The organism is Pseudomonas sp. SIMBA_067 (assembly GCF_046534675.1).
In the GTDB taxonomy this organism is placed as follows: Bacteria; Pseudomonadota; Gammaproteobacteria; order Pseudomonadales; family Pseudomonadaceae; genus Aquipseudomonas; species Aquipseudomonas putida.
In genome coordinates this window covers 56,981-81,376 of record NZ_JAWRYH010000015.1, presented here as the reverse complement: position 1 = coordinate 81,376, position 24,396 = coordinate 56,981, and the positions used below count along the sequence as shown (strand labels likewise).

Here is a 24,396-nt window from a genome sequence, read left to right as displayed (position 1 = left end):
AACACTATACGCGATAACTTTATCGTCATTTTTTTGGCGAGCAGCAGGATCAATTCCAGGATCAGGGAGATGTACCCATGCGCGTTTTGAACCCCATCACCAGTGCACTACTGTTGGCCCTGGCAAGTGCCAACGTACAGGCGATGTCGATCACCGAGGCCGTCCAGAGCGCCGTGGACTACCACCCGCAGGTCAGCTCCAATCGCAACAGCAAGCTGTCGGCCGATGAAGACGTCAAGTTTGCGCGTGGTGGCTACTACCCTTCCGTGGATTTGGTTGCTGGCTATGGCCGCCAGCGTTCGGACAACGCTACCACCCGTGCCGAGGGTAACCACAACAAGGAAACCCTCAACTACACCCAGTCCGAGCTGCGCTTGCGGCAGATGATTTTCGACGGTTTCAACACCTCGAACGAAGTGGGCCGCACCGAAGCGGTGTCCACCTCCCGCGCCTACTACACCCAGGCCGTTGCCCAGGATGTTGCCCTGCGTGCGACCGAGGTGTACCTGGAAGTGCTCAAGCGCCGCGAGCTGGTGACCCTGGCCAAGAACAACCTGCAAGCCCACCTGCGCGTCAACGACCAGATCGGCCTGCGTAACGAGCGCGGCGTCGGCAGCACCGCCGACCTTGACCAGTCCCGCGCACGTCGCGCCCTGGCGGAAAACAACCTGGACACCGCCGAAGTCGACCTGGCCGATGCCGAAGCCAACTTCTTCAGCGTTGTCGGCCGTGCACCGGACGAGCTGGAAAGCCCGGCGAGCATCAAGGGCGAGGTGCCTGAGACCCTCGACGGCGCGCGCGACAGCATGCGCCAGAACAACCCTTACATCAAATCTGCCCAGGCTGACGTCAACGCCGCCGAGCAGCAATACGAAGTTGGCAAGTCGACCTTCTACCCGCGCTTCGACGCCATTCTGGCAACCGGTGCCAACAACAACACCGGCGGCGAAAAAGGCCACAACAACAACGACTGGCAGGCCGGCGTAGAGATGAACTACAACCTGTTCCGCGGCGGCAGCGACAAGGCCCGCCTGCAGTCTGACGCGCACAAGATCAACCAGGCCCTGGACATCCGCAACAACGCCCTGCGTGAGCTGACCGAAAACCTGAGCCTGGCGTGGAACGCCATGAACAACGCCAGCAAGCAGCTGCCGACCGCGCGTGAATACGCCGAGACCACCAAGCGCGTGCGTGCCGCCTACCAGGACCAGTTCGGTCTGGGCCAGCGTACCCTGCTGGACGTGCTGGACAGTGAGAACGAGCTGTACAACGCCGACCGTCGCTACACCGAAGTACGCTACACCGAGGAGTTCTCGCGCTACCGCGTGCTGGCGACCATGGGTGAGCTGCTGAGCAAACAGCGTATTTCGCTGCCGCCAGAGGCGCTGGCTACCACCGAGGTGCGTACCGAGGCGCGTTTGCCTGAGATGCGTTGATCGGCTTTAGATTTTGGGGCCGCTTTGCGGCCCATCGCGACACAAGGCCGCTCCCACAAGCGTTGCGCGCATGCCGCCCTTTGCGGGGTCTTCTGTAGGAGCAGCCTTGTGCTGCGAATGGGCTGCAAAGCAGCCCCCGGCCCTCACTCGACCCCGTGGTTGCGCTGGAACGTCTCCACCCCCATGGCCCTGATCTGCCCCTCGATCAACGCCTCGAACGGCGCCAGCAGTGCATCGAAGCAGGCCGGTTGCTCCAGCGCATTCAAAGCCCCCACCACCGCCTCGATAGTCGACAGTGCCCCCGCCTCCGGCGCCTTGCGCAGCCGATAACGCGAAGGTGCGACTGCCCCCAGCGTTACCCGCGGCAACCCCTCCAGTAGCGGGTTCATGTACAGCAGCTTGCGCGCCTTGCGCCAGGTGCCGTCGGGCACGATCAGCAGCAACGGCGTGTCATCGACCTTGCCATAGGCCGTCAGCACCTGAGCGTCATCGCCCGGGAACAGCAGGGCCGGCCGATAACCAGGCGTTGCCAGCCATTCAGCCAGGTCATCGAAAACCTCGCCTACCCGTAGCTCGGCATTGTTCAGCCCAAGGGCAGCAAGGCGCGCAGTGTTCAGGGCATGGGCGGTTTCACTGGGGTGCTGCAGCAGGATGACGCGGGTGCGGCTGTCGAGCGCGGGGATCAGTGGGCAGAGACAATGGTCGAGCGGGCGCTGGCAGCGCTCGCAGCGGGGTCTGGGCATGGGGTTCTCCTTGGCGGGAACAGTTTGCCACAGAACCGGGGCCCGCTTTGCGGGCCATTCGCAGCACAAGGCTGCTCCTACAGGAGATCGCGATGCCTTTGTAGGAGCAGCGTGCTGCGGCCCCAGCGATCTCAGCGGTTGAAGCGCTCTGCCAGGCTGTGCAGGTACTCCGCCATGCGCTCCAGGTCCTGGCTGATTTCTGCCCCCTGCCTGGCCTGCCCGGCACTCTGGTCACACAGCTGGGCAATCCTCACGATCTGCTGGTTGATGTCCTCGGCCACATGGCTCTGCTGCTCCGACGCCGTCGCCATCTGCTGGCTCATGCCGGTGATGCGGCTGACCGCCTGGGCAATCCCGCTCAAGGCCGCCTGCACCGCCTCGACGCTGTGCACGCTGTCCCGCGAGATCTGTTCACCCCGGTTGGCGGTGCTCACCGCCCGCTCTGCTCCTGCGCGCAACGAGGCAATGATGTGGTGAATCTCATCGGTGGATGCGCGGGTACGCTGGGCCAGCGAACGCACTTCATCGGCCACCACGGCAAACCCCCGCCCCTGCTCACCTGCGCGTGCCGCCTCGATGGCAGCGTTGAGCGCCAACAGGTTGGTCTGCTCGGCAATAGAGGTAATCACATCGACCACGCTGCCGATGGACTGAGTCTGCTCGGCCAGCGCATTGACCGCCTGGCCAATGTCGTTGACGGCATCACTCATGCTGCCCATGGCTTTAAGGCTTTGCAGCGCCAGCTCGCTGCCCTGCTGCGCCAGCTGATCGGCATCGCCGGCCGCATGCGCCGTGCTTTGCACGTTGTGCGTGACCTGCTGGATGGTCGCCGCCATCTGCGCAATGGCCGTGGCCGACTGGTCGGTCTCGCTGCGCTGGCGGTCGAGCATCTGCGCCTGGGCATCGGACAGATCGGACGACTGCGCAGCCCGCGACTTCACCCCGACCCCGGCGTCCACCAGGCGGGTCAGGGCCGTTTGCAGGCGCGCTTCCTCGCTGATGATGGCCAGGTCAAGCTGGCCCAGCAGGCCCGGGTTGTCGCTATAGGTCAGCGCCACCAACGGGCTGGTGAAGGCTTTGGGGTGCTCGGCCAACGTGCGGCGGATAGCCTGGTTCTGCCGGTGCTCGACCAGGTACCAGGCCAACAGCAGGCTGGCCATCAGGATCCCAAGCGCTGCATAGGGCGGCAGCCACAGGTAACCGGCCGCCGACAGCAGGCCCGCGCCGATCAGCGGCCAGCCATGGCCCAACCCATGCCCGAGCCGCGCGGCCCACGGCACCGCAGCACGGTCGGCACGCAGGCGCGCATACAGCGCTTCGGCGCGCCGGATCTGCTCACGCGTGGGCACCGAGCGCACTGACTCATAGCCATTGATGCGGCCCTGCTCGTAAATCGGGGTGACATAGGCGCTGACCCAGTAATAGTCGCCGTTCTTCGCCCGGTTCTTGACCACACCCATCCACGGTTTGCCCTGCTTGATCGTCTCCCACATATGCCCGAACACCGATGGCGGCATATCCGGGTGGCGCACCAGGTTGTGGGGTTGGCCGACCAGCTCGTCGTAGGTAAACCCGCTGATCGCCACGAAGGCTTCGTTGCAGTAAGTGATGCGGCTGTTGAGGTCAGTCGTGGAAATCAGGCGTTGATCGCTGGAGAAAGTTCTTTCGTGCTCAGTGACGGGCAAATTCATGCGCATCTGGGCGATCCTTGCAGGATGAACTAAGGGAAAAATCATCAGCGCAAGTTGATATGTAGCAGAGCGCTATCAGGTTAGCGGTCAGCTTTTACCGGAATTTAACACCGCCCGACGGAATGCATGAGGGTGTCGCGTCTCAGCCCACGTTCAGCTGGCTTTTGAGCAGGTCGCGGAAGGTCTGGATCAAGGGTTCACGGCTACGCCCACGGCGAATGATCAGCGAAAACGGTGCCTGGTAGCCGAAGGTCGACGGCGACAGCACGCGCAAGTCGCCCTTGTCGACCCAGGCCTGGGCGTAGTGCTCGGGCAGGTAGCCGATATAGGCCCCGGAAAGGATCAGGATCAACTGCGCTTCCATACTCTCCACCGTCGCCGCGCTGTGCTTGAAGCCATGCCGGGCCAGCTCGGCCTGGCTCCAGTAACCACGCCCGACCATGCGCTGCTGGGTCACCACCTGCTCGGGGATGCGCCGCTCGTTATACAACGGGTGGCGGCTGCTGCAGTACAGCCAGTGCTGTTCACGGTACAACGGCTGGTAAAGCAGGCCGCTCATGCGCGAGGAGAACGCACCAATGGCCAGGTCCAGGCGATTGTCCTGCACACCCAGTTGCAGCTCGTAAGGGCTGGACACCGACAAGTGCAGGTGCACCGCCGGGTGCTCCTGGCTGTAGGCGCCGATGGCTTCGGCCAGCGGCAAGGCCCTGTCACCGACCGTGGAGTCGATGACCCCGAGGTTGAGGGTGCCACGCAACTCGCCCTTGAGGGCAGCGGCATACTGCTCGAAGCCATCCAGTTCGGCCAGAAGCCGCAGGGTTTCCTGGTGGAACAGCTCGCCTTTGCTGGTCAGGCTGAAACCGCCACGGCCGCGGTGGCACAGCACGATCCCCAGTGCGCCTTCCAACTGGCTCATGTAGGTGCTGATGGCCGAGGTCGACAGGTTCAGCTCGCGCTGCGCGTTGGCGAAGCCCTGGTGGCGCGCCACGCTGATGAAGATGCGCAGCAGTTTCAGGTCAGGCAATGTCGAGGCCATGGTGCAACGGTTCCGCAAGGGTATTTACGCGCAGTCTAACCGCTCTGCCGGCCTTTAGTTCAGAAATTCCTGAACTAAGTATTTGTCGGTAGCGATTCTTCCGCGGCACTACCTTGAGCAGACTTGGCCGAAATGTCCCTGCCCGCCGGCAAAACCACACTTGAAAGGCGCGCGGCGGCACAGGTTCGAACAAACAAAACAATCGACCGACTGATGAGGCCCACCGTGGACAAGACTCTCCACCAACCACTGGGCGGCAACGAAATGCCGCGTTTCGGCGGCATCGCCACCATGCTCCGTCTCCCCCACCTGCAAAGTGCCCAAGGCCTGGATGCTGCCTTCATCGGCGTGCCCCTGGACATCGGTACCTCGCTGCGCTCCGGCACCCGCTTCGGCCCACGGCAGATCCGCGCCGAATCGGTGATGATCCGCCCGTACAACATGGCCACCGGTGCCGCTCCGTTCGACTCGCTGTCGGTGGCCGACATTGGTGACGTGGCGATCAACACCTTCAACCTGCTGGACGCCGTGCGCATCATCGAAGAAGCGTATGACGAGATCGTCGAGCACAACGTCATCCCGATGACCCTGGGCGGCGACCACACCATCACCCTGCCGATCCTGCGTGCGCTGCACAAGAAGCACGGCAAGATCGGCCTGGTGCACATCGATGCCCACGCCGACGTCAACGACCACATGTTCGGCGAGAAGATCGCCCACGGCACCACCTTCCGCCGCGCCGTGGAAGAAGGCCTGCTTGATTGCGACCGCGTGGTACAGATCGGCCTGCGCGCCCAGGGCTACACCGCCGATGACTTCAACTGGAGCCGCCGCCAGGGCTTCCGCGTGGTTCAGGCCGAAGAGTGCTGGCACAAATCGCTGGAGCCACTGATGGCCGAAGTACGGGAAAAGGTCGGCGGCGGCCCGGTTTACCTGTCGTTCGACATCGACGGCATCGACCCGGCCTGGGCGCCCGGTACCGGCACTCCGGAAATCGGCGGCTTGACCACCATCCAGGCGATGGAGATCATTCGCGGCTGCCACGGCCTGGACCTGATCGGCTGTGACCTCGTCGAAGTCTCCCCGCCTTACGACACCACCGGCAACACCTCGCTGCTCGGCGCCAACCTGCTGTTCGAAATGCTCTGCGTGCTACCAGGCGTCGTGCGTCGTTAATACCGCTACACCCCGGCAGGAGCCATGAGGGAGGGCCACAGAGGCCCGCCAACAACACGACAAGACCGCCGGGCGCCGTAAGCCGCCCGCGTGGTCGATCTCGCCATAATAAAGATAATCGGGAGACCCCCAATGGCCTTGGACATCATTGTTGTAATGATCTATACCGCCGGCATGCTCGGGCTTGGCTGGTATGGCATGCGGCGCGCAAAAACCCATGAAGACTACCTGGTAGCCGGGCGCAACCTCGGCCCGGTGCTGTACATGGGCACCATGGCCACCACCGTGCTCGGTGGCGCTTCCACCGTCGGCACCGTGCGCCTGGGCTACGTTCACGGCATCTCCGGCTTCTGGCTGTGCGCAGCCCTGGGCCTGGGCATCATCGCCATCAACCTGTTCCTGGCCAAACCGTTGCTGCGCCTGCGCATCTTCACCGTGACCCAGGTGCTTGAGCAACGCTACAACCCCACCGCACGCCAGGCCAGTGCCGTGATCATGCTGGCTTACGCGCTGATGATCGGGGTCACCTCGACACTGGCCATGGCCACCGTATTGCAGGTGCTGCTGGACCTGCCGTTCTGGGCTTCGCTGCTGCTCGGCGGCGGTGTGGTGGTGCTGTACTCCACCATTGGCGGCATGTGGTCGCTGACCCTGACCGACATCGTCCAGTTCGTGATCAAGACCGTCGGCCTGATGTTCATCCTGCTGCCGGTGTGCCTGTACAAGGCCGGTGGCTGGGACACCCTGGTGGCCAAACTGCCAGCGGCCAGCTTCCAGCTGACCACCATTGGCTGGGACACCATCATCACCTACTTCCTGATCTACTTCTTCGGCATCCTCATCGGCCAGGATATCTGGCAGCGGGTGTTCACCGCCCGTGATGAAAAGGTCTGCCAGCGTGCCGGTACCGTTGCCGGTGTGTACTGTGTGGTGTACGGCCTGGCCTGCGCCGCCATCGGCATGGCCGCGCATGTGCTGATGCCCGACCTGGCCAACCCGAACAACGCCTTTGCCGAGATGATCAAAAGCACCCTGCCCGATGGCATCCGTGGCCTGCTGATGGCCGCAGCCCTGGCAGCCATGATGTCCACCGCCAGTGCCGGCCTGCTGGCCGCCTCGACCACCGTGACCGAAGACCTGCTGCCCAAGCTGCGTGGCGGCAAGCAGTCGAGCCTGGGCATGAGCCGCCTGTTCACCCTGCTCACCGGCCTGGTGGTGCTGGGCATCGCGCTGATGGTGAACGATGTGATCAACGCACTGACCCTGGCCTACAACCTGCTGGTCGGCGGCATGCTGATCCCGCTGATCGGGGCGATCTTCTGGAAGCGTGCGACCACCGCCGGCGCGATTGCCAGCATGTCGCTGGGCTTTGCCACCGCGCTGCTTTTCATGTTCAAGGACGGGCTGGAAGCCAACACGCCGATCTACTACAGCCTGGCGATCGGCTTGGTGAGCTTCGTAGCGGTTAGCCTGATGTCGCGCAAACCAGTCGGTGCGGTGAATCTGGCCTGACCATTAGCCTGAAGCGGCTCTATCGCCGGCAAGCCAGCTACCACCAAAAATGCACAGGGCCTGAGGCTTGCGCAGTAACTGTGGGAGCTGGCTTGCCGGCGATAGGGCCAGAAGAGATAACAATAAACTCCAAGACACAAAAAAAGGCCGCAGCACCCACCCAGGGGCTGCGGCCTTTGTCTTATATCAGCGACGACGCGGTTGGCGTTTGCGCTGCTCTTCGTCAGTCGGGATCGGCACCGGCTGCAAGGGTGGTGGAATCAGCCCCAGGGCGACCGCCAGGTCGTGGAGCCAGTTGGACAGTGGTTTATTCATAATGCCCCCTTGACGGGTCAGCCTCACGGCGAATCAATCCTGGGATGTTTCATACAGATCATAGCCTGATGTCCTGTATTACGCATGCCTATGCTCTTACAGATAAGGGCCATTTTGACGCGGATCAAGCCGTAGCGGCGCATTCCGACGACTGGTTAATCGTTTCGCTTTGTTGCAGGTCGATCCACGCCTGCAAATTCGCCCCACGCATACCCTGGCGCCACATCAGCCAGGTGACCGCCTGATCGAAAGGTGCCTGCAGCGGGTGCACCCTTACCTGGGTGCGCCCAGGCAGGCTGTCGAGCATCGACTGGGCCATCATCGCCACGCCTGCACCGGCGATCACGCAGGCCAGCATGCTCTGGTACGACTCGATCTCCATCACCCGGCCCATGGGCGTGTGGGCATGTGCATACCACGCCTCCAGGCGCATCCGGTAAGAACAGCCTTGGCGGAAGGTGAACACCGCCTTGCCCGCCACATCCTTGGCAGTGTGCACCGCTGGGTGCTCGGGGCTGGTGATCAGCACCAGCTGCTCTTCGCACAGCGGCACGCCATCCAGCCCGGCCAGGCTCGGCGGGCCATCTACCAAGGCAGCGTCCAGTGTGTGGCCAAGCAGGCCTTCAAGCAGCTCGCCGCTGGGCGCTGCGCGCACCTGCAGGTTCACTGCGGGGTAAGCCTGGTGATAACGCGCGAGCAACGCCGGAAGGTGGGTCGCCGCCGTGCTGTACATGGTCCCCAGCACGAAGTCACCGGCTGGCTGGCCGCCGCGCACAGCGGCCAGCGCCTCGTCGCGCAAGGCCGACAGGCGGTTGGCGTACTCCAGCAGCACCTTGCCGGCCGGCGACAGCTGCAAGCGCTGGCGCTCACGCAGGAACAACTCGACACCCAGTTGCTCCTCAAGCTGGCGCAAACGCGTCGAGAGGTTCGATGGCACACGGTGCAAGCGTTCGGCGGCACGGGTGACCGAGCCTTCCTCGGCCACGGCCTGGAAGATACGCAGCTGGCTGAATTCCACAGCATTCTCCAAAACAGAACAACTTGATCATCATTATTCAATTTTATTGAAAATGAAACCACCCTAACCTGCCAGTCATCGCTTACATCCGTGCAGGAGACCTGTCATGTCGCCCCTCATTCAACTGCTCGCCAGCGCCGTGGCGCTGATGATGGCCATGGGCATAGGCCGTTTTGCCCTCACCCCGCAACTGCCACAACTGATCGCCGAAGGCCAGTTCGACCTGACGGTCGCCGGGCTGGTCGCGGCCGCCAACTACCTGGGCTATTTCATTGGCGCGGTGGACGCCATGTTCGCCCGCTCACCCGGCCAGGTGCGCCTGCGCCTGCATGGGGGGCTGTGGCTGTGCGTGCTGCTGACCCTGGCCTCATGGGCCGCCGACGGGTTCTGGAGCCACCTGCTGCTGCGCTTTGGCACCGGCGTGACCAGTGCCTGGGTGCTGGTGATGATCACCAGCCTCAGCCAACAGGTGGCCAACGCGCACAACCACCAACGGCTGGGTGCCCTGGTGTTTGCAGGGCCCGGCCTGGGCATCGCCGTGACCGGCCTGTTGGCACTGGTGGCGCACTTGGCTGGGCTGGGCTCGGCAGCACTGTGGCTGATCTATGCCGTGGCCGCGCTGGTGATGCTGCTGGCCGTGCGGCCTTGGTTGCCACGCGTTCTGCAAGCTGCGCCAACCTCATCGCCCTCGCACCCGGGCCCGACCCGCAGCGTCGGCATTGGCCGCCTGGGGCTGGTATACGCGCTGTACGGCGTGGGCTACATCCTGCCAGCCACCTTCCTCTCACAGATGGCCAACCAGCAGTTTCGCGGGCAATGGATGGCCGACCTGTTCTGGCCGGCGTTTGGCCTGTCGGCAGCGCTGGGGGTGATGCTGGTGAGCCTGCGCCGTGGTGGCCGCACCTCGACCTGGCTCACCGCCACCTTGTGGTTGCAAGGGCTTGGCGTGCTGGCCTGCCTGATGGGCGGGGGTATCGGGTTGGCGCTGGGAGTGGTGCTGTGTGGCGGGCCGTTCCTGGCCTGCATGCAACTGGTGATGCAGCGCTCGCGGGAGCTGGCACCGCATGCCACACAACGCAATGCCGGGCTGCTGACAGCGTGCTTTGCCCTGGGGCAGTTGAGCGGGCCCCTGCTGGCGGCGGTCAGCAGCCATTACAGTGGCGGGCTGCAACCGGCATTGATGCTGGCGGCGGGCGGGCTGGCGGTGGCGGGCGTGTTGGTCCAGTTGCCGGGTAACGCACAGCAAGGAAGCGCCTGTCAGGCCAAGGTTGCATCCTGAGCAGGTACAGGCAACACATCACCCTACCAACCGCCGCAATTGTTGTTTCACCCAAGGCTCGGCACTGACCAGGATCACACCCAACAACACCATCAACGCCCCCACCACGAAATTCGCACTGAGCGGCTCATCCAGCAGCAAAACGCCAAAGGTCACCCCAAACAACGGGGTAATGAAGGAAAACACCGCGAGGTTCGAGGCCAGGTATTTGCGCAGCAACCAGAACCAGGTGAGGTAGCTGATGAACGACACCACAATCCCCTGGAACAATACACTGCCCATCGCCAGCGGCGTCAGCGACACCGCGCCGATCTGCCCGCTGAGCAGGGCGATCAGCAGCAGCCCGGCAAAACCGACCGCCAGCTGATAGAACAGGGTCAAGGTCGCCGGCGCCTCCGATAGCCGTGAACAACGCACCACCACCGTGGTCGCGCCCCAGGCCAGCCCGGCGATCACGCCAAAGGCATCTCCCAGCAAGGTGCGGCTGTCCATGTGCTCGAACGAAGTGCCACCGGCAAAGGCCATGGCAATGCCGCCGAAGGCCAGCAGAATGCCCAGCCACTGCAGCAGCCGCAAGCGTTCACTGGGTAGACGAAAATGCAGGCCCAAGGCGGTAAATACCGGCGCGGTATAGAGGAATACCGACATGTGCGCCGCCGAGGTCAGTTTCAGCCCTTCGGCAATGAACAGAAACTCCACCCCGAACAGCCCGCCCGCCACCAACCCTGCGCGCCAGGTACTGCCGACCTGCTCCCAGCCACCCCGCCAGCACAGCATCAGGCCTACCAGCACAGCGGCAATGCCATTGCGCAGGGCTGCCTGCATCACCGGCGCGATGTCGACGGCAGCAGTCTTGATCAGTACCTGCTGGCAGCCCCAGATCAGGCAAAGGCCCAGCATTACCTGGAAGGCAAAGGCGTCAGGGTTCTTGCGGACCGCGCTCATAAGCGGGCCTCTGGGGTGATCGTAGGCATGGGCAAGGCTCGGCAGCGTTCAGAGGCTACCGATTATCGGGTTTCGAACGCTGCACTTGCCAGCCTTAAAACGACCTCAAGCAATCTGTGCCTTCGCAGATACCCGTTCGAACGTCGTTTCGTCCAGCGCATCCTCCTGCTCATCCAGCACCTGGCGCGGGTGCTCGAAGCCGGGGATGCTGCTGTCGATCAGGCTCATCAAGCGCGAGCCGCGTTCGGTCAGGACGAAGTTTTCGCCATTGCCGCCGTCCTCTTCAGGCCGGCATTCAATGAATCCGCGCTCAAATAGCAGCTTTTCAAACTCGCATGCACGGGTTTTCAGGTGATCCACGTCACCCACCGGCTCACCCTTGGCGGCCAGTGCAGCAGCATGCTGCTCGGCATAGGGGCGGGGCGTGAAGCTGTGACCGGCGCCGTTCTGCACTTCGTGCAGCAAGCGTTCGATCAGGTCCCAGTCGTAGGCGATGCTCATGGCTACGGGCTCCTGCTGTGGACGAAAGGGGTACACAGGTTGGGACCTGCCAAGGTTGCCAAGCGTTCCAAAGCGCTTAGCGCTGGCGTTGTTGCGCTTGCATGTACTGGCGCAGCAACTGATTGATGCGGGTCTGGTAGCCGCTGCCCTGCTCCTTGAACCAGGCGAGGACATCTGAGTCCAGTCGAATGGTCACCGTCTGCTTGGCGGGAACGCGCAGCTCGGCCTGGCGGAAAAAGTCCTGGTCCAGTTCAGGGATATCTGATGTGTCGATATCCTTGTCGTCCTGTCGGGCCAGGCGGCTCCAGTCAGTTCTCGATGATTTGGTCATAGTACCTGGCCTCCCGTTTGGTGGCTTTTCTTGCAGAAATGATGCGTATCACCTCACCCCGCCTCTCCGGGTACACGACGACACCTAACAGCGCCTTTAGCCATCCTAGGCTGACCCAACGTTCTTCAGCACATTCCACATCCTCATCACGCCGGATCAACATGGGATGGTTGAACATGTCAGGAACGTCGGCAAAGTCGATGCCGTGCTTGCGGATATTGCTCTGGTTTTTCCCTTCGTCCCATTCAAAGAACATGGGACGACCTGTATTTACAGCTGTACATACAATACCCCCTCTTTTCCTTCGAGACTAGAGCGATGTAGCGTGCTGCTCAACGGCGCTGGAGGGATACGGGAGCGTTTCAGAAACGGACTACCACCACCAAAGAAATCTTCCATCGGTCGCAAGCCCTGAACTTCCCTGCACCCACAGCCCTCCACCGGGCATCACCACCGCCGGAGGCTGGAAGGATGAAACCGCTACTGCCCATAGCCTGTGCCACTGCCCTGCTCTGCGCCCTGCCCGCTTGGGCCTGCACACCTGAAGAAGCGACGCAGAAACGTGAGGAGCTGGCCGGGCTGGTTACTCAGTTGACCGAGCAGAACCCGCAAAAGGCCAAGGAGATCAATGATGAGCTTCAGGGGATGGATCTGGGGACGGCGAGCAAGGACTTGCCCGACAAGTGCCAACTGATAGACCAGCGGATCAAGGAACTCAAGGGCGCCGAGGCTAAAACCCAGTAAAAACGCCGCTTTAAGCTGTAATTTGGTGAAAAGCGATGTTCGTCGGAAAACGCTGAAATCATGTGCACAACTGTATAATTTACCGTGACCCACTGAGGCACAACCGTATACAGAAGGCCGTGACCATGACCAAGAAGCCCCCGGCGAAACCGCTGACCGACGCGAAGGTCCGCGACACGAAGACCCCCGACACCTACCCGGACGGCACTGTGCGGGGACTGTATCTGGTCGTCTCGAAAACCGGATTGAAGTCGTGGTTCTTGCGGTATTGGGTCGACAAAAAAGAGCGTGTCTGTACCCTCGGCCACTACTACGTCGCCAAGACCGGTGTGCCACTGCCCCAGGATCATATGGGCCTGGTAGAAGCCCGCGCCGCTGCAGAGGCGGCCAAAGCCGGTGCAAGGGTAGGTATCCATCCCAAGGACCAGAAAAAGGCGCAGCAAGCCGCACGCAAGACCGAGCGCGAACAGACTTTCCGCGCCGTGGCGGCCGAGTTCGTTGAACACAACATGACGGCGAACGACTGGTCGCCCAGCACCGAGAAGGGCCACCGATACGCCCTCGCCGCAATCAATGAAATCATGGGCGATGTGCCGGTGAAGCAGATCAGCCCGGACCACATCAAAGCTGTGCTCAAGCCCTACCAGCAGCCGGAGTCGAAGCGGCCCACTGCCGAGCGCTATGCACTGAGTGTAGTGAAGCGCGTCCTGGCCTTCGCCAAGACTTCGAAGTACGTCAGCGAGAACGCGGCGATAGGCTGCGAAGGCTTCCTGTCCAAGCGCAAGAAGGGCGAACCCCGCTCACAGGGCAACCATGCGGCGATCCTCGATCCCGTCGCGCTGGGCACCTTCCTGCGCAAACTGGAGGCACACCCGCTCCACAGCCCGAGCTGGTATGGCCTGCGATTGCTGACCATGCTGCCGGTGCGGCCGGGGGAGTTGGCGGCGATGCGCTGGGCCGACCTCAAGGCTGGCTGGTGGGTGTATGTCATGCCCAAGGTGGACAAGGAGCACCATGTGCCCCTCCCCCGCCAGGCTAGTGACATCTTGCGAGAACTGCAGCAGCGCCGCATTGGTCCGGCCGAGTATGTGCTGCCGTCGCGCCTTGACCCTGACAAGCCGATGCATCCCGAAAGCATGCGCTTACTGATCACCGAGCAATTGAAGTACGACGTTGGCACAGTGACACCCCACGGCTTCCGGGCGAGCTGGCGGACGCTCGGCAAGAAGCACCTCAAGATTGACCCCGATGTGCTGGAGCTGGCCATGGGGCACGAAACCAAGGATCCGCTGGGCCGGGCGTACAACCGCGACGACATGCTGGGCGAACGCGCCGAGGCAGCACAACTCTATGCCGACTGGCTCGAAAAGTTACGCGATTCGTAAAAACCTAGGCACCGCCGAATAACTTTTTGATATTTGCTGCAGCCCTTACAGGGCAAGGGCTGCAACTACATCTGACAAATGGTCATTCGCAACTTCTCCGCCCTTGGTCCTTGACCCGCTGTATTTCGGAGTATGCTGATAGTCACTTGGAGCTATTGGCCATTCCGTATAACCAACTAGGATAGTAGTCAATGGCGCCGGGGAAATCCCGACATTTAAATTCGACAACTTTTTAAAAGTTTGTTGAGCGTCCACTGTTGTCCGAGAGGTAATGGCCATGAGCAAAACTAACACTCTTCCTCAATCGCCGTTCATGACTATCGAAGAAGTCCTGGCGGTCACTGGCTATAGGAACAGGCCAACCCTCTATGCACAGATCGCCAATGGCTTTCCCGCCCCCGTTGCGCTCGGCCCGCTTCGCCGCAATGGCCGTGCAAGCAAGGTCGCCTGGGTGCGTGCCGAGATTGAGCAGTGGATTGCCGACCGGATCGCCGCGCCGCGTCACCTGGACCGCAAGGGCCAACAGCAGCCAGCCTGAAAAGAAAAAGCCCATGGCGGATGAGGCCAGGGCAGAAAGGTATCACTATGAATTGTTATATTGTAACACTGCAAACCAGTGCCGCATGCCCGTCCGTCACCTGTGACGAACGCTGGGACGAATACGATCCGGGCGTCATCCACGCCCTGCTCACCAGTGAGCCGAACCCTTGCATCACCGGCAGTGCGGTCATGCTGACCACTCAGCAAGCCACCGCCTCGGTACTGCGTCCAAGGCCTGCCGTTGCACCAGCATGCCGACCAACTGTGCCGCTGCCCGCGCCAGTAATGCGCAATACGGTCCAGCAACGGGCGCGTCAACAAACGGCACAGGGGGCGCCCCAGCGCGCAGCACGAATACACCAGCCAGTAGTGGCTAGCGGGGGTGTGCAATGGGCCTGAGCATTGACGCCGAGTCGAGGGAAATCCTTCGCTATATCTCTAAGGACTTCGTGATGCTGACAGCGAACGGCGAGCAGCGCGCAGTCCACATCGAATCTGGCGACATCTTCGGCCAGAAAGGCTTCGTGAAGTATTGCGGCAAACACTACGGTGGAATCATCATCATCAATGCTGACGGCAAGGAAGAACGGGCCGAGTCGGGTGCGATCTGGTGGAACTGGGAAGACCCCCTGCAGCGCGTGGCGCGGCGCCTGGTGATGGAGCCGACCGCCAAGTCCGAGGCCGAGGACAACCCCGAAGTCTTCAACCTGTGGCACCAGCGCAAGAAAACGATGGTCCCGCCCAAGCTGGACGCCACGCTTGAGGACATCAAACCGCTGACAGATCACCTGATGTACCTAGCTGACGGCGACGAAGTGGTCGTGATGTATTTCCTGAACTGGCTGGCCACACTGCACCAACGCCCCGAAATCAAAATCCCGAGCGCGATTCTCTTTTATTCCAAACTCGGCGGCGTGGGTAAGTCCATGCTGCACAAGCTACTGGCGGCCGTGTTCGGGCCTTGCATGGTTGGCACCTGTAGCGGCCGGGCGCTGACCAAATCATTCGACGATGTGACCGAGCACAAGCGCATTCTGTTCATCAACGAAATGGCCAGGTCGGAGAAGGCGGACGGCTACGAAAACTTCAAGAACATGATTTCCGAGGAACAGGTTTCATTCGAGGGTAAAGGCCGAGCGGCCAAGGATATCGTCAACATCACCCACTACATCGTCACGACCAACAACAAGGACGCGCTACCGCTGATGCAAAACGACCGGCGTGTGGCCGTATTCATGTGCAATGCCGAACGCCAGCCCGACGCCTATTACCGCAAAATGCATGCATGGATGGAGGGGCCGGGGCCGGCGCTGGTGGCCGGTGTGCTGGCACAGTGGCAATTCCCGGCTGGCTGGGATCCGCATACCCCTGTGCCGCAAACCGCTGCTGCCAAGGCCATGCAGGACGCCGCTCAAGGCGAGCTTTACGGGGTCGCCAAGGAGATGATCGAGCAGCGGCGGGAGCCGTTTGATAAAGACATCATCGTGGTCGGTGAAGCCGCCACCAAGCTCAACAACATGGGACTGGCCCTGACTAAGCCGGCGAACATCACCAGCCTGGGCAAGGTGCTCAAGGTTCTTTGTGGGGAACCGGAGCCGCTGCGGATCTTGAAGGAGGAAACCGGCAAGTCGATGCCCCTCAATGTGTATCTAATCCGCAATGCCGAGCAGTGGAAAGCTGCTTCTCCCGAGCAACGCATGAACCATCTCGACACCGGAGTGCGCCTGTTCCCTGTTCAAGATCAATCCGTTGAAAGCGAGGTGGCCAACCATGAATAGCGGAATGGGTTCTGTCCACACAATTTCGACACATCCGCCTTGAGAGGCGTTGCGTGCCGGCGCACTAGACATTGTGATGGCAATTAGATAGCGTTGATGGCTATCCATAATTCTTGAAGCACTACTACAGAAAAATGAATTTCAACGAAGATCAGGTTCGCGCAACAGTCGAAAAACTGAAACAAATTGCTAGCGTACTTAAAAGTGACATTGGCCCCGATCAACTCACCCTAGAACTCCATGACCGATTTGAAAACTTCAGACAAGAACTTGAGATGTTTGAAAGCCAACTAGCGAGCACTCATTACCTGGACCTCATAGGCAGGGCGAACTATGTTGCTTCTCGCGGAGAGCATTTAGTCTCAGTTACCAGGACGGCCAAACTGAATGTCCGACCGGAGTTACTTGACGAACTTCTAAAACAGGCCGCGCGATTAAGCGCGATGATATCAGTGTCACATGAAAACGGTATGATCTCACTCCGAGATTTAGAAGAGGCCGAAAAGGACCTGCGAAAACAAATAAACATCGAGCAAGGGCGATTGACTGAGATAGAGGTAAAAATCAATACCTTGCACGACACCGCTAGCAATGAAATACAAAAAATCTCTCTAGCCTATGAAGAGAGTAGGGCCATTCTGAACGAGAAAAAAGCTCAGATTGATGAACTTGTAGGTCATGCTTCAGCTCAGGTGGTGGCCGGCGACTATGCCAAGTCATCCGAAGTTGAGAAGAGAATGGCGGATATGCTCAGGTGGGGGTCGATTGCGTGCATGGCATTCGTCGTTGCCATTCTGGGTGTGACCGCATTTAAGAGTCTGGATGCTGAAATACATTGGGAAAATTTTGTCATTCGGATCACGTTGGCGCTCTTGCTGTCGGTGCCGGCTGCTTACTTGGCAAGGGAGTCTGCGAAGCATCGGGAGCAGCAGTATCAGCACTTGCAGACATCGCTCGACCTGAAAGCCATAACCCCGTTCTTGGCCTCTCTGCCTCCAGAGGAACAGCACAAGATCAAGATCGACATTGCTTCCAAGATTTTTGCAGGTCGAGACTTCTCCAGGGTGGGTGCTGATCCTTTCCCAATCAATGCCCATGAGCTAGTCATGGAAATCATCAAGAAACTTGAGCTGCCCAAGGGGGCTTCTCGCGGCCCAGGACAGTAATCACGAAGGCTGCTAAAGGCCGTCGCTGTAGCGCTGTAGCTCCCTGTCGATCAGCTCCTTCAGCGCTGCCTCACTCCCTGTGAAATCAATCTCTACCGGCTCGCCTTTCAGCCTGGAAGTCACTGCCAGCTTGAGCCTGGTGGGACCGCCACCACTGTGCTGTACTGCTCGGAAAATCCGATTGCTGTCAGCACCCCGACGCGGAGCCCCGAGGAAGAAGGCCCAGCCGTCAGGGTTGTGGCGTGGCTCTGCTACTAGGTGGCTGTACTCACGCTCAATGAAGGCGCGGATCTGTTCGGGCGTCATGGCTGCATGCTCCAGCGGGTGGCCCAAGAAGTTCAGCACAACTGTGACAGCCTGCAAGAGTTCCATCAGCAGATCGACGCCGCTATCATCGCTGGCCATGTGCCACGGATAGAGCGAAGGGGTTGCAATGGCTGTATGGGAATCGGTGGACGGTGTCTACTGGAGCGCGCCACCGGATGAAGGATGGGCGTATTGGTCGACGGCCCTTGTGCTGCTGGTTGCAGTCGCCGTATGCGCGACCTTAACGCTACGCATTGTGAAGAAGCGCAGAGAACCAGAATGGCACCTGCGACAGCACATGGTGGAAATTGGCGGCGGCGCTACGCTGATCTACCTAGTTGGTATCACTGCACTGACGTGGGGCCGGATCGGCACGCTTGGGGATATGCCTCTGAACGAAGTGGGCGATTTCCTAGCAGGTGCGTTCGGTCCAGTTGCGTTCCTCTGGCTTGTCCTAGGCTTCATGCAGCAAGGGTACGAACTACGAATGCAGGCGGCCGAGCTGAAAAACTCGGTTGAGCAGCACAAAGAGATGGTCAAGACCACCAAGCAAGAGCGTGACAGAGCCCTTAAAGCGTTATTCACCTTTGATGTTCTTAACTCACTCATCCACAGCCGGACTGAAAAATGGGTTCGAAGGCAAGTCAATGTTAGAAACGAAGGCAAAAAGGCACTGAACGCAGTTTTGCACGGCGATCAAAATCTTAACTATGGTCAGCCATTAGAGCTAGGCGACCTGCCTGAGGGCGATCAACTCAATGTAACTTTCAGGTACCCATGGTCGGATTGCACTACTGCAGGTGAATTTTGGATCGAGTACGATGATGCAGTCGGCGACAGACGGAAGGAAGCTTTTGGATATATCAGCTGTGAAGTCGATTTGAGTTTCGTAAGAGCTAAATCCGTTGAGTAAAAATGGGCATCCCTGCCACCTGCGCTGAACCCCTCATTTCCCCCGACCGCGCTTGCCACTTGGCTTGCGCGGCATCGAGGGGTGAATTTGCTGCGGAAACCACGTCTGGTCCTTGACCGGTTTCTTGGTAACGCCTGGTCTTTTATCGCTCATTGCCCTCTACCTCAGTTGTTGTGCCCATCGGCACAGGTTCATCATCTTCGTTGGTCGGTAGCATGCTGAGTGGCCAGCCGAAGAGCTCAGCCCTCAACCCCTGCACTACCTCGTCAATCGTCAGTCCCTGACCGTCGGCCCATATGCCGGCGCGCATGCCGCGCAGGACAGCTCGGCGCTGGCGCTTCAACGTCTCGTTCCGACCTAGCTCAACGTCGCGCTGCAGAGCTGCGAGGCCCTGCATGATCCGGTCGCCGCGTGTGGCTCGCCGCGTGGGGATAATGACCTCGTCCATGGCGTCAGAACCCAAACCGTGGTGCATCAGCGGCGCGCATCTGCTCAAAGAACGCATCGAATTGTTCGTTGGACATGCTGGCGATCTGCTTGGCAGACATTGCGCCTTGTTCGTCTGGCGCCTTGCCAGATGCCGGCAGATTCGACAGGCTGGTCGGTGCGCGCTTCATCGAGATGGCCGGCGCCCGTGCCTGAGTCTGGAAGCCCAGCGCCTGCGCACGTTGGTAGACATGGGCACAAGGGTCGATGCCGTTGGCCTGGCACTGCCGGAGGAAGCCGATTGTCGCGATTTTCTCCAGGTCGTGGACCTGCTCCAGCGTGGCGCCAGGGTACTGCGCGGCCAGCTGTTGGCGGATGTTCGCTTGCACAAACTCGCGGGCGTCGTCGTAGTCAGGGTGCGCGGCTTTGAACTTCGGTTCCACCTCGTTGATGAACGGGGTGACCTGCACAGCGTCACGCTGGATTTGTGCTGCAGCCTGCTCCAGCATCTGGCGTTGATCCTGCTGCCCCTGCATGTTGGCCAGCCGTTGTTCAAACTGCTCGGTTAGCGCTTTGACGTGGCCTTCCGGGTCGTCCACGAACGCTGGAATTTCCGCCGGCTGCTGCTGGGCGGCCACCTGCTGTTGCCAGGCCTGGAACTGAGCCAGTTGCTGCTGGTGCGCGGCGAGTTGGTGGCGCAATTGCTCGGCTTCGGCCTGGGCCTGCTGCCGCTTCGCACGTTCGGACTGCAAGGCACCAAGGGGCACATTGCGCTTGTCACCGTTGTGCGCCTGCTGCTCGTCTTCACCCTGGCCATCGTCGCTCAGGTGTTCATCACGTTGCGCAGCGTGTTCCTGATATGACTCGACCTCATGAGCGATTTCGTCTGGCATCAGGTCATCATCACGAGGCTGATCGGCCAGGCCGACACTGCCAGTCAAATGTGCGGCCAGGCCGTCGACCGGTACGCCTTCGCCTGGACCGTCGATTGGTTCGACTTGGATGCTGGTATCACTCATGGTTCACCTCTTGGCGCGATGCGCGCTTGGCTTTGCTTGGGCGACCGCTGACGGTGCCGGTGGGCTTGCTGGTTTGCACAGGTGCGGCTGCGGCCAGGCCGTAGCGCTCAGCCAGGTCGGCGGCGCCTTGTGCGGCTGCAGCGCGGGCGGCTTGCCGAGCCAGGGCTTCGGTCAGCTCTTCCTGCAATTTCTCGATCTTCCTGGCCGGATTGGTCCTGGCCTTGAACGCAGCAATTTCTCCGGCGGTCAACGGTTTACGGGCGATGTCGGCACCGGTCCAGCCGACCACGACACCGGTACGCACACGGCGGCGCTCGCACACATGCAGCTTGACCAGGCCGTCGAGCAACGCGATTTCTGCGCCTTCGGCGCTGCGGGCGGTGACAGTGCGCTCTGGTGCGGACTCAGTCCACGGGCCAAGGTCCACGACGGGCCTGTCGAAGGTGATGACGTACTGCCCATCCACGGTAGTGGTCAGCTTGGCACGGGCGGTGTCGACGTTGTGCCACTCGGCGTCCCGTCGCAGGTTGTTCAGGTGTTCGATGTCATGCATGGCTGCGGTCCTCGTTGGCTGCGGCGATGGCGGCGGTGAGTCGGTCGATTTCACGCTGCTGGCACAGTGTGGCGGCGGTGCCGTCAGCCTGTTTCAGACGGCGCAGCTGTGCGCGTGCGGCTTCCAGTTCCTGCTGAGCAGCGGGCAGGCGGTCGCGCAGCATGAGGTGGGCGCGCACCAGTTCGTCGTATTGATCTTTGGCCTGGCGCACGGCGGCTTCGGCCTGTTCAATTTCGGTGGTCATGGTTGTGCCTCCATCTGGTCGCGCAATTTGTCGAGCGCAGCGCGGTTGCCTCTTGTGACAAAGGGGATCGAGGCCAGGCGCACAGAGGTGCGGGCCTTGGTTGCCGCGTCCTGCAGGGCGTCACGCTTCTGGTCGTCATCCAGCTTTGCCCAGCCTGGAGAACGCATGAGTTTCTGCGCAGCGCGGTGGGTCAGCTTGCCGGCCAGCTCTGCCAATTCATGGTGCTGCTCGGCGGGGATTTCGATTTTCTTGCCACTGAGGGTCAGCGACTTCTGGAACTCGGTAGGCGCCCAACCTAATCGGCTAGCTTCGATGCGTACCGGGTCGGTTGTTTCCTGCGACTGGGCAATGGGCGCGCCAACCGAGAACGGGCCACCGGGATACTGACGGTTTGGCACAGGTTCGCCGTAGCCATCGAGCTTGGTGGGCAGGTCGTTGCGCAGGCCCGGTAGCCGGTACTTGATCGAATCAAGGATCGAGTCACCTTCACGGGCGAAGGGGTCGGTCTCGCTGGCGATGTTGCTCAGCAGGGTGAACGGCTGGGCCATGGTCCCGACCATCTGCCGGCTGTACCACTCGGCATTGCGGTTGGGATCCTGCAGGAACTCGACGAAGTTGCTCAGACCTTGCATGTAGGTCTTGTTCATCGTGTTGCTCACCAGCGACCCGAGCACAGCAGTGGATACGTCAGCGGCGTCCTTGTGCTGGTAGTCCATGGTTGCCATGTCGGCAGCCAGGCCGAGCCACATGGCAAAGGGGTCAGCGCGGTTATATTCGTGGTAGGTGTCGCCCACCTTGACCGAGTACGGCCGCCAGCCGGTAGCCAGCAAGGCCTGTTTTTCCTTCTTGTCGTCGGGACCGGCACCGGTGATATATCCAGCCTGCGCAGCCAGCCCGGCCATCGCCATGACCCCCGAACCCCAAACGATCCTGGCAAGGGCCTGCTCCTGACGTGCGCCACCGGCCTTGATATCCTCGCGCACGCCTTTGAACAACGGCGCCAGCGGGGTGCGTTTCAGGCCGTACTCAACCACGTTCATTGGCGTACGGACGAAGGGCACGATCAGGTTCAGCCAAGGATGTTTGCTCTTCGCCATCATGATCGAATTGGCGAAGGTGCCGGCCTTGTTGTTGAACGTCGTGGTTCTGGCGTGGAGGCCTGCCGCTTCAATCATTTTTGCGGTGGGGTTTTGCACAAGTTCGTCAGTGCGCTGGCTGATCTTGATGCCCTTGGGTAACTGCTTTTGGCGCATTTCATTCATGGCCTGGCGGCGGGCCAGGGCGCGTAATTCAGCCTCAAAGTTGAGCGTGGCAAAGAATGCGTCTTCCGCACCGAGCAGGCGGTAAGGGACGCTGGCAGCGCGGTCGGCTGCGAAGGCTGCACCACCGAGCACACCGGGCCGACGCGGGGTGTTGTTCAGGCCTTGGCTGTTGTCCTGTTTGGCCATGCCACCCAACACTGGGGATTCGCCCGTCTTGAATGCATCGACGGCAGCGGTGCCGGCCCTGGCCATGCCCCGTGCCATACCCATCAATTGATCTACAGCTTCGGTCGACGCGGTTTCTCCGTACTTGCCGCCCGTGGCTCCGCGCTTGATGCTGGCGATACCGCTGGCGATACCACGTTCGACGGCCTCGTTACCCAGTACGGCGCTGTTGCTCATGATATTGACCGCATGAGTCCGAACGCCGCTTAACAGAGCTGCCCGGAAGTAGTAGCCGAACAGGCGCTGCATCGCGCCCTCTGGCTTGGCCACCAGCTTGGCCAGGTTCTGTACGCCACCACTTTGCACAGCTTTTCCGATGGCTGCAGCCATGTCGTCGGCACCTTGAACGCCGCCGATACCTTCAAGGATTCGCTGGGCTTCCTTCATGTCCTGCACCTGGCGCCGCTGCGCTGCCAATGCCCGGCCACTCTCGGCGCGTGCGCCCATGAGTTCACCGAACATGACTTTCATGTCACCCAGGTCTTGCACAAATGCGGCCTTTTCCAGGTCGGTAGCCTGGCCGCTGGCGATGCGCTGTTGCTGCTCCATGACCATTTTCAGGCGGTCGCTCACAAGGTCGGTGCCGGCGATAATCTGTTCAGCGTTCCAGGCCTGGCCAATCTTGCGGCTGAATACCTGCGCCTGCGCACCGTCGAGGCCAATCAGGCTGGCCAAGCGGCGTTGTTCATCCAGGGTCACGACACCGCGACGGCGTGCCTCAATGTCCTGTTCGGCTGGGCGCAGAAGGTCGAGCGACCGCGTGCGCTGTCCACCTTGTACGCCCAGGTTATCCAGCAGCGGGGTGATGTCCTGGCTACCGGCGAACGGGGTTTTTGGCACAGGTTGCGGGGCTGGCTGTGGTGGAGCTGGCGGGGCTGCCGGCGCAGGTGCTGCAATCGCCTCGGGCTGCTGTACTGGGGCCGCTGGCTGTTCTGCCGGGGTGTTCATGTTGGGTCGACGCAAGCCGGCAGCGCCACCCATCGCACCGCCAACCACACCGCCCAAGACCATTTGCTTGGTGACGCCTTCCATGGTTGGCCGGTCGTTAGCCAGGTTGCTCAAAACCTGCTGCTGGCCGGATTGGCTGAGTTCTTCCAGGCTCTCGATGCCGGTGCCAACAAAGGTGCGATTGACCAGACCCTTGGCCACGTCTGCGCCGTTCTGCCCGGCAAGCTGCAGGTCGATGTCAGCGACGCCCAGCCTGCGGCCGATGCGTGCGCCGGCCATGCCGAGCAGGCTAGTACCCAAGCCGGTACCCAGCGCCAAGCCGGTCTGGCCGAGGGTGAGGCCGTCGACGCCTTTCTGCTGGTTCTGCTGCACAGTTTGAGAGGCCTGCTGGCCACTGGCGACAATGCCTTCACCAGCGCCCGCGCCGATCATGCCGGCCATGCCTGGGGTGACACCAAGGGCCTTCATGCCGGCAGCGACACCACGGCCAGCGGCGCCGCCCAGTGCCATGCTGGGCACCGATTCGACGACGGCATGAGGGATCAGTGACGGGTTGTTTTTCAGAGCATTCAGCGTACCGGCGAAGCCTTGGGCGCGGTCGAGCTGTTGCATGGCCTGCTGACGTTCAGGCGTAGCCATCCGGTCGAGTTCGACGCGACGGCCTTGGGGGTCATAGCCATACGCGGCATTGAGGCCCGGCGTCACCCGGCCACCGGTCGCCAAGTCACCCACACCGACGATGCCTTCGGCTGCGCCGATCATGCCCCTGGACAGGCTCAAGCCGTAGTCGTCGATTGCTCGGCCGATACCCTGCAGGCTTTCCGGCAACATGTCATTCGCGTTCCATGGCCGACCAGATGCGGGTGGCACAGTTGTGGCGGGGGTGGGGCCACTGTCGACAGGA

Annotated in this window: 25 protein-coding genes; 10 read left to right on the top strand and 15 right to left on the bottom strand. The window is 61.2% G+C overall.

Features of this window, described 5'->3' with window-relative positions:
* Positions 1-77: 77 nt before the first annotated feature.
* Positions 78-1,436, top strand: a complete 1,359-nt coding sequence (locus SB765_RS25270; RefSeq protein WP_341796478.1) for a TolC family outer membrane protein — start codon at positions 78-80, stop codon at positions 1,434-1,436.
* A gap of 143 nt (positions 1,437-1,579) precedes the next feature.
* On the opposite strand, the gene SB765_RS25265 is transcribed toward SB765_RS25270, so the two are convergent.
* The 3 genes from SB765_RS25265 to SB765_RS25255 all read right to left on the bottom strand — a co-directional run bounded on the left by SB765_RS25265 (position 1,580) and on the right by SB765_RS25255 (position 4,906).
* Positions 1,580-2,179, bottom strand: a complete 600-nt coding sequence (locus SB765_RS25265; RefSeq protein ID WP_410912496.1) for a tRNA-uridine aminocarboxypropyltransferase — start codon at positions 2,177-2,179, stop codon at positions 1,580-1,582.
* A gap of 131 nt (positions 2,180-2,310) precedes the next feature.
* A complete protein-coding gene (locus SB765_RS25260) occupies positions 2,311-3,876 on the bottom strand; it encodes a methyl-accepting chemotaxis protein (protein WP_197898184.1) in 1,566 nt (521 codons plus the stop codon).
* A gap of 136 nt (positions 3,877-4,012) precedes the next feature.
* Positions 4,013-4,906 (bottom strand): LysR family transcriptional regulator, encoded by an 894-nt coding sequence (locus tag SB765_RS25255; RefSeq protein WP_016498453.1) that lies wholly within the window; start codon positions 4,904-4,906, stop codon positions 4,013-4,015.
* Positions 4,907-5,131: 225 nt separating this feature from the next.
* Here SB765_RS25255 and speB point away from each other — a divergent pair, with 225 nt between their 5' ends.
* Positions 5,132-6,082, top strand: a complete 951-nt coding sequence (speB, locus tag SB765_RS25250; RefSeq protein WP_016498452.1) for an agmatinase — start codon at positions 5,132-5,134, stop codon at positions 6,080-6,082.
* A gap of 132 nt (positions 6,083-6,214) precedes the next feature.
* Entirely contained in the window at positions 6,215-7,594 is a 1,380-nt protein-coding gene (locus SB765_RS25245; RefSeq protein ID WP_016498451.1) for a sodium:solute symporter, read from the top strand.
* Positions 7,595-7,780: 186 nt separating this feature from the next.
* Here the strand turns inward: SB765_RS25245 and SB765_RS25240 are convergent, their stop codons facing one another.
* Together SB765_RS25240 and ptrR are read right to left on the bottom strand one after the other, a co-directional pair.
* Positions 7,781-7,909 (bottom strand): PA1414 family protein, encoded by a 129-nt coding sequence (locus SB765_RS25240; protein WP_009683677.1) that lies wholly within the window; start codon positions 7,907-7,909, stop codon positions 7,781-7,783.
* A gap of 124 nt (positions 7,910-8,033) precedes the next feature.
* Entirely contained in the window at positions 8,034-8,927 is an 894-nt protein-coding gene (ptrR, locus tag SB765_RS25235) for a putrescine utilization regulator PtrR (protein ID WP_063427284.1), read from the bottom strand.
* 106 nt (positions 8,928-9,033) lie between these two features.
* Here ptrR and SB765_RS25230 point away from each other — a divergent pair, with 106 nt between their 5' ends.
* On the top strand, positions 9,034-10,206 hold the full coding sequence (locus SB765_RS25230; protein WP_410932114.1) for an MFS transporter: 1,173 nt from the start codon (positions 9,034-9,036) through the stop codon (positions 10,204-10,206).
* 18 nt (positions 10,207-10,224) lie between these two features.
* On the opposite strand, the gene SB765_RS25225 is transcribed toward SB765_RS25230, so the two are convergent.
* The 4 genes from SB765_RS25225 to SB765_RS25210 all read right to left on the bottom strand — a co-directional run bounded on the left by SB765_RS25225 (position 10,225) and on the right by SB765_RS25210 (position 12,239).
* A complete protein-coding gene (locus SB765_RS25225) occupies positions 10,225-11,151 on the bottom strand; it encodes a DMT family transporter (protein WP_014755720.1) in 927 nt (308 codons plus the stop codon).
* A 105-nt stretch (positions 11,152-11,256) separates the two neighbouring features.
* The gene (locus tag SB765_RS25220; RefSeq protein WP_410932113.1) at positions 11,257-11,652 is read right to left on the bottom strand and encodes a transcriptional regulator; all 396 of its coding nucleotides are present in this window, start codon (positions 11,650-11,652) and stop codon (positions 11,257-11,259) included.
* A gap of 76 nt (positions 11,653-11,728) precedes the next feature.
* Complete coding sequence (locus SB765_RS25215; protein WP_004576871.1) at positions 11,729-11,983, bottom strand: BrnA antitoxin family protein; 255 nt, start codon at positions 11,981-11,983, stop codon at positions 11,729-11,731.
* The gene (locus tag SB765_RS25210; RefSeq protein WP_410932112.1) at positions 11,961-12,239 is read right to left on the bottom strand and encodes a BrnT family toxin; all 279 of its coding nucleotides are present in this window, start codon (positions 12,237-12,239) and stop codon (positions 11,961-11,963) included. Before SB765_RS25210 ends, SB765_RS25215 begins: the two co-directional genes overlap by 23 nt.
* Positions 12,240-12,454: 215 nt before the next feature.
* Between SB765_RS25210 and SB765_RS25205 the strand changes: the two genes are divergently transcribed.
* The 5 genes from SB765_RS25205 (at position 12,455) to SB765_RS25185 (ending at position 17,596) form a co-directional block, all read left to right on the top strand.
* Positions 12,455-12,727, top strand: a complete 273-nt coding sequence (locus SB765_RS25205) for a hypothetical protein (RefSeq protein WP_410932111.1) — start codon at positions 12,455-12,457, stop codon at positions 12,725-12,727.
* A gap of 125 nt (positions 12,728-12,852) precedes the next feature.
* Entirely contained in the window at positions 12,853-14,112 is a 1,260-nt protein-coding gene (locus SB765_RS25200; RefSeq protein ID WP_410932110.1) for a tyrosine-type recombinase/integrase, read from the top strand.
* A gap of 277 nt (positions 14,113-14,389) precedes the next feature.
* Positions 14,390-14,650, top strand: a complete 261-nt coding sequence (locus SB765_RS25195) for a helix-turn-helix transcriptional regulator (protein WP_410932109.1) — start codon at positions 14,390-14,392, stop codon at positions 14,648-14,650.
* A gap of 391 nt (positions 14,651-15,041) precedes the next feature.
* Complete coding sequence (locus SB765_RS25190; RefSeq protein ID WP_410932108.1) at positions 15,042-16,430, top strand: primase-helicase family protein; 1,389 nt, start codon at positions 15,042-15,044, stop codon at positions 16,428-16,430.
* A gap of 113 nt (positions 16,431-16,543) precedes the next feature.
* The gene (locus SB765_RS25185; RefSeq protein ID WP_410932107.1) at positions 16,544-17,596 is read left to right on the top strand and encodes a hypothetical protein; all 1,053 of its coding nucleotides are present in this window, start codon (positions 16,544-16,546) and stop codon (positions 17,594-17,596) included.
* Positions 17,597-17,608: 12 nt separating this feature from the next.
* Here SB765_RS25185 and SB765_RS25180 read toward each other — a convergent pair whose 3' ends face one another.
* Positions 17,609-18,001, bottom strand: coding sequence for a hypothetical protein (locus tag SB765_RS25180; RefSeq protein ID WP_410932106.1), 393 nt, complete (start codon positions 17,999-18,001; stop codon positions 17,609-17,611).
* A 28-nt stretch (positions 18,002-18,029) separates the two neighbouring features.
* On the opposite strand from SB765_RS25180, the gene SB765_RS25175 reads away from it, so the two are divergent.
* The gene (locus tag SB765_RS25175; protein WP_410932105.1) at positions 18,030-18,815 is read left to right on the top strand and encodes a hypothetical protein; all 786 of its coding nucleotides are present in this window, start codon (positions 18,030-18,032) and stop codon (positions 18,813-18,815) included.
* A 142-nt stretch (positions 18,816-18,957) separates the two neighbouring features.
* Here the strand turns inward: SB765_RS25175 and SB765_RS25170 are convergent, their stop codons facing one another.
* The 5 genes from SB765_RS25170 to SB765_RS25150 are packed head-to-tail and all read right to left on the bottom strand — an operon-like array spanning position 18,958 to position 24,323.
* Entirely contained in the window at positions 18,958-19,263 is a 306-nt protein-coding gene (locus SB765_RS25170; protein ID WP_410932104.1) for a hypothetical protein, read from the bottom strand.
* A gap of 4 nt (positions 19,264-19,267) precedes the next feature.
* On the bottom strand, positions 19,268-20,260 hold the full coding sequence (locus tag SB765_RS25165; RefSeq protein ID WP_410932103.1) for a hypothetical protein: 993 nt from the start codon (positions 20,258-20,260) through the stop codon (positions 19,268-19,270).
* Complete coding sequence (locus SB765_RS25160) at positions 20,253-20,813, bottom strand: hypothetical protein (RefSeq protein ID WP_410932102.1); 561 nt, start codon at positions 20,811-20,813, stop codon at positions 20,253-20,255. Before SB765_RS25160 ends, SB765_RS25165 begins: the two co-directional genes overlap by 8 nt.
* A complete protein-coding gene (locus tag SB765_RS25155; protein ID WP_410932101.1) occupies positions 20,806-21,057 on the bottom strand; it encodes a hypothetical protein in 252 nt (83 codons plus the stop codon). Before SB765_RS25155 ends, SB765_RS25160 begins: the two co-directional genes overlap by 8 nt.
* A complete protein-coding gene (locus SB765_RS25150) occupies positions 21,054-24,323 on the bottom strand; it encodes a hypothetical protein (RefSeq protein ID WP_410932100.1) in 3,270 nt (1,089 codons plus the stop codon). Before SB765_RS25150 ends, SB765_RS25155 begins: the two co-directional genes overlap by 4 nt.
* Between the last annotated feature and the right edge of the window lie 73 nt (positions 24,324-24,396).

Excerpts from the sequence above, each read along its gene's own strand:
- SB765_RS25245 (WP_016498451.1), top strand. The coding sequence starts at position 6,215 with ATGGCCTTGGACATCATTGTTGTAATGATCTATACCGCCGGCATGCTC.
- SB765_RS25200 (WP_410932110.1), top strand. The coding sequence starts at position 12,853 with ATGACCAAGAAGCCCCCGGCGAAACCGCTGACCGACGCGAAGGTCCGC.
- SB765_RS25190 (WP_410932108.1), top strand. The coding sequence starts at position 15,042 with ATGGGCCTGAGCATTGACGCCGAGTCGAGGGAAATCCTTCGCTATATC.
- SB765_RS25240 (WP_009683677.1), bottom strand. The coding sequence starts at position 7,909 with ATGAATAAACCACTGTCCAACTGGCTCCACGACCTGGCGGTCGCCCTG.
- SB765_RS25180 (WP_410932106.1), bottom strand. The coding sequence starts at position 18,001 with ATGGCCAGCGATGATAGCGGCGTCGATCTGCTGATGGAACTCTTGCAG.
- SB765_RS25165 (WP_410932103.1), bottom strand. The coding sequence starts at position 20,260 with ATGAGTGATACCAGCATCCAAGTCGAACCAATCGACGGTCCAGGCGAA.
- SB765_RS25155 (WP_410932101.1), bottom strand. The coding sequence starts at position 21,057 with ATGACCACCGAAATTGAACAGGCCGAAGCCGCCGTGCGCCAGGCCAAA.
- SB765_RS25265 (WP_410912496.1), bottom strand. The coding sequence starts at position 2,179 with ATGCCCAGACCCCGCTGCGAGCGCTGCCAGCGCCCGCTCGACCATTGT.
- SB765_RS25150 (WP_410932100.1), bottom strand. The coding sequence starts at position 24,323 with ATGTTGCCGGAAAGCCTGCAGGGTATCGGCCGAGCAATCGACGACTAC.
- SB765_RS25230 (WP_410932114.1), top strand. The coding sequence starts at position 9,034 with ATGTCGCCCCTCATTCAACTGCTCGCCAGCGCCGTGGCGCTGATGATG.
- SB765_RS25270 (WP_341796478.1), top strand. The coding sequence starts at position 78 with ATGCGCGTTTTGAACCCCATCACCAGTGCACTACTGTTGGCCCTGGCA.
- SB765_RS25210 (WP_410932112.1), bottom strand. The coding sequence starts at position 12,239 with ATGTTCTTTGAATGGGACGAAGGGAAAAACCAGAGCAATATCCGCAAG.
- SB765_RS25260 (WP_197898184.1), bottom strand. The coding sequence starts at position 3,876 with ATGCGCATGAATTTGCCCGTCACTGAGCACGAAAGAACTTTCTCCAGC.
- SB765_RS25255 (WP_016498453.1), bottom strand. The coding sequence starts at position 4,906 with ATGGCCTCGACATTGCCTGACCTGAAACTGCTGCGCATCTTCATCAGC.
- SB765_RS25175 (WP_410932105.1), top strand. The coding sequence starts at position 18,030 with ATGGCTGTATGGGAATCGGTGGACGGTGTCTACTGGAGCGCGCCACCG.
- SB765_RS25225 (WP_014755720.1), bottom strand. The coding sequence starts at position 11,151 with ATGAGCGCGGTCCGCAAGAACCCTGACGCCTTTGCCTTCCAGGTAATG.
- SB765_RS25205 (WP_410932111.1), top strand. The coding sequence starts at position 12,455 with ATGAAACCGCTACTGCCCATAGCCTGTGCCACTGCCCTGCTCTGCGCC.
- SB765_RS25215 (WP_004576871.1), bottom strand. The coding sequence starts at position 11,983 with ATGACCAAATCATCGAGAACTGACTGGAGCCGCCTGGCCCGACAGGAC.
- SB765_RS25195 (WP_410932109.1), top strand. The coding sequence starts at position 14,390 with ATGAGCAAAACTAACACTCTTCCTCAATCGCCGTTCATGACTATCGAA.
- SB765_RS25220 (WP_410932113.1), bottom strand. The coding sequence starts at position 11,652 with ATGAGCATCGCCTACGACTGGGACCTGATCGAACGCTTGCTGCACGAA.
- SB765_RS25170 (WP_410932104.1), bottom strand. The coding sequence starts at position 19,263 with ATGGACGAGGTCATTATCCCCACGCGGCGAGCCACACGCGGCGACCGG.
- SB765_RS25160 (WP_410932102.1), bottom strand. The coding sequence starts at position 20,813 with ATGCATGACATCGAACACCTGAACAACCTGCGACGGGACGCCGAGTGG.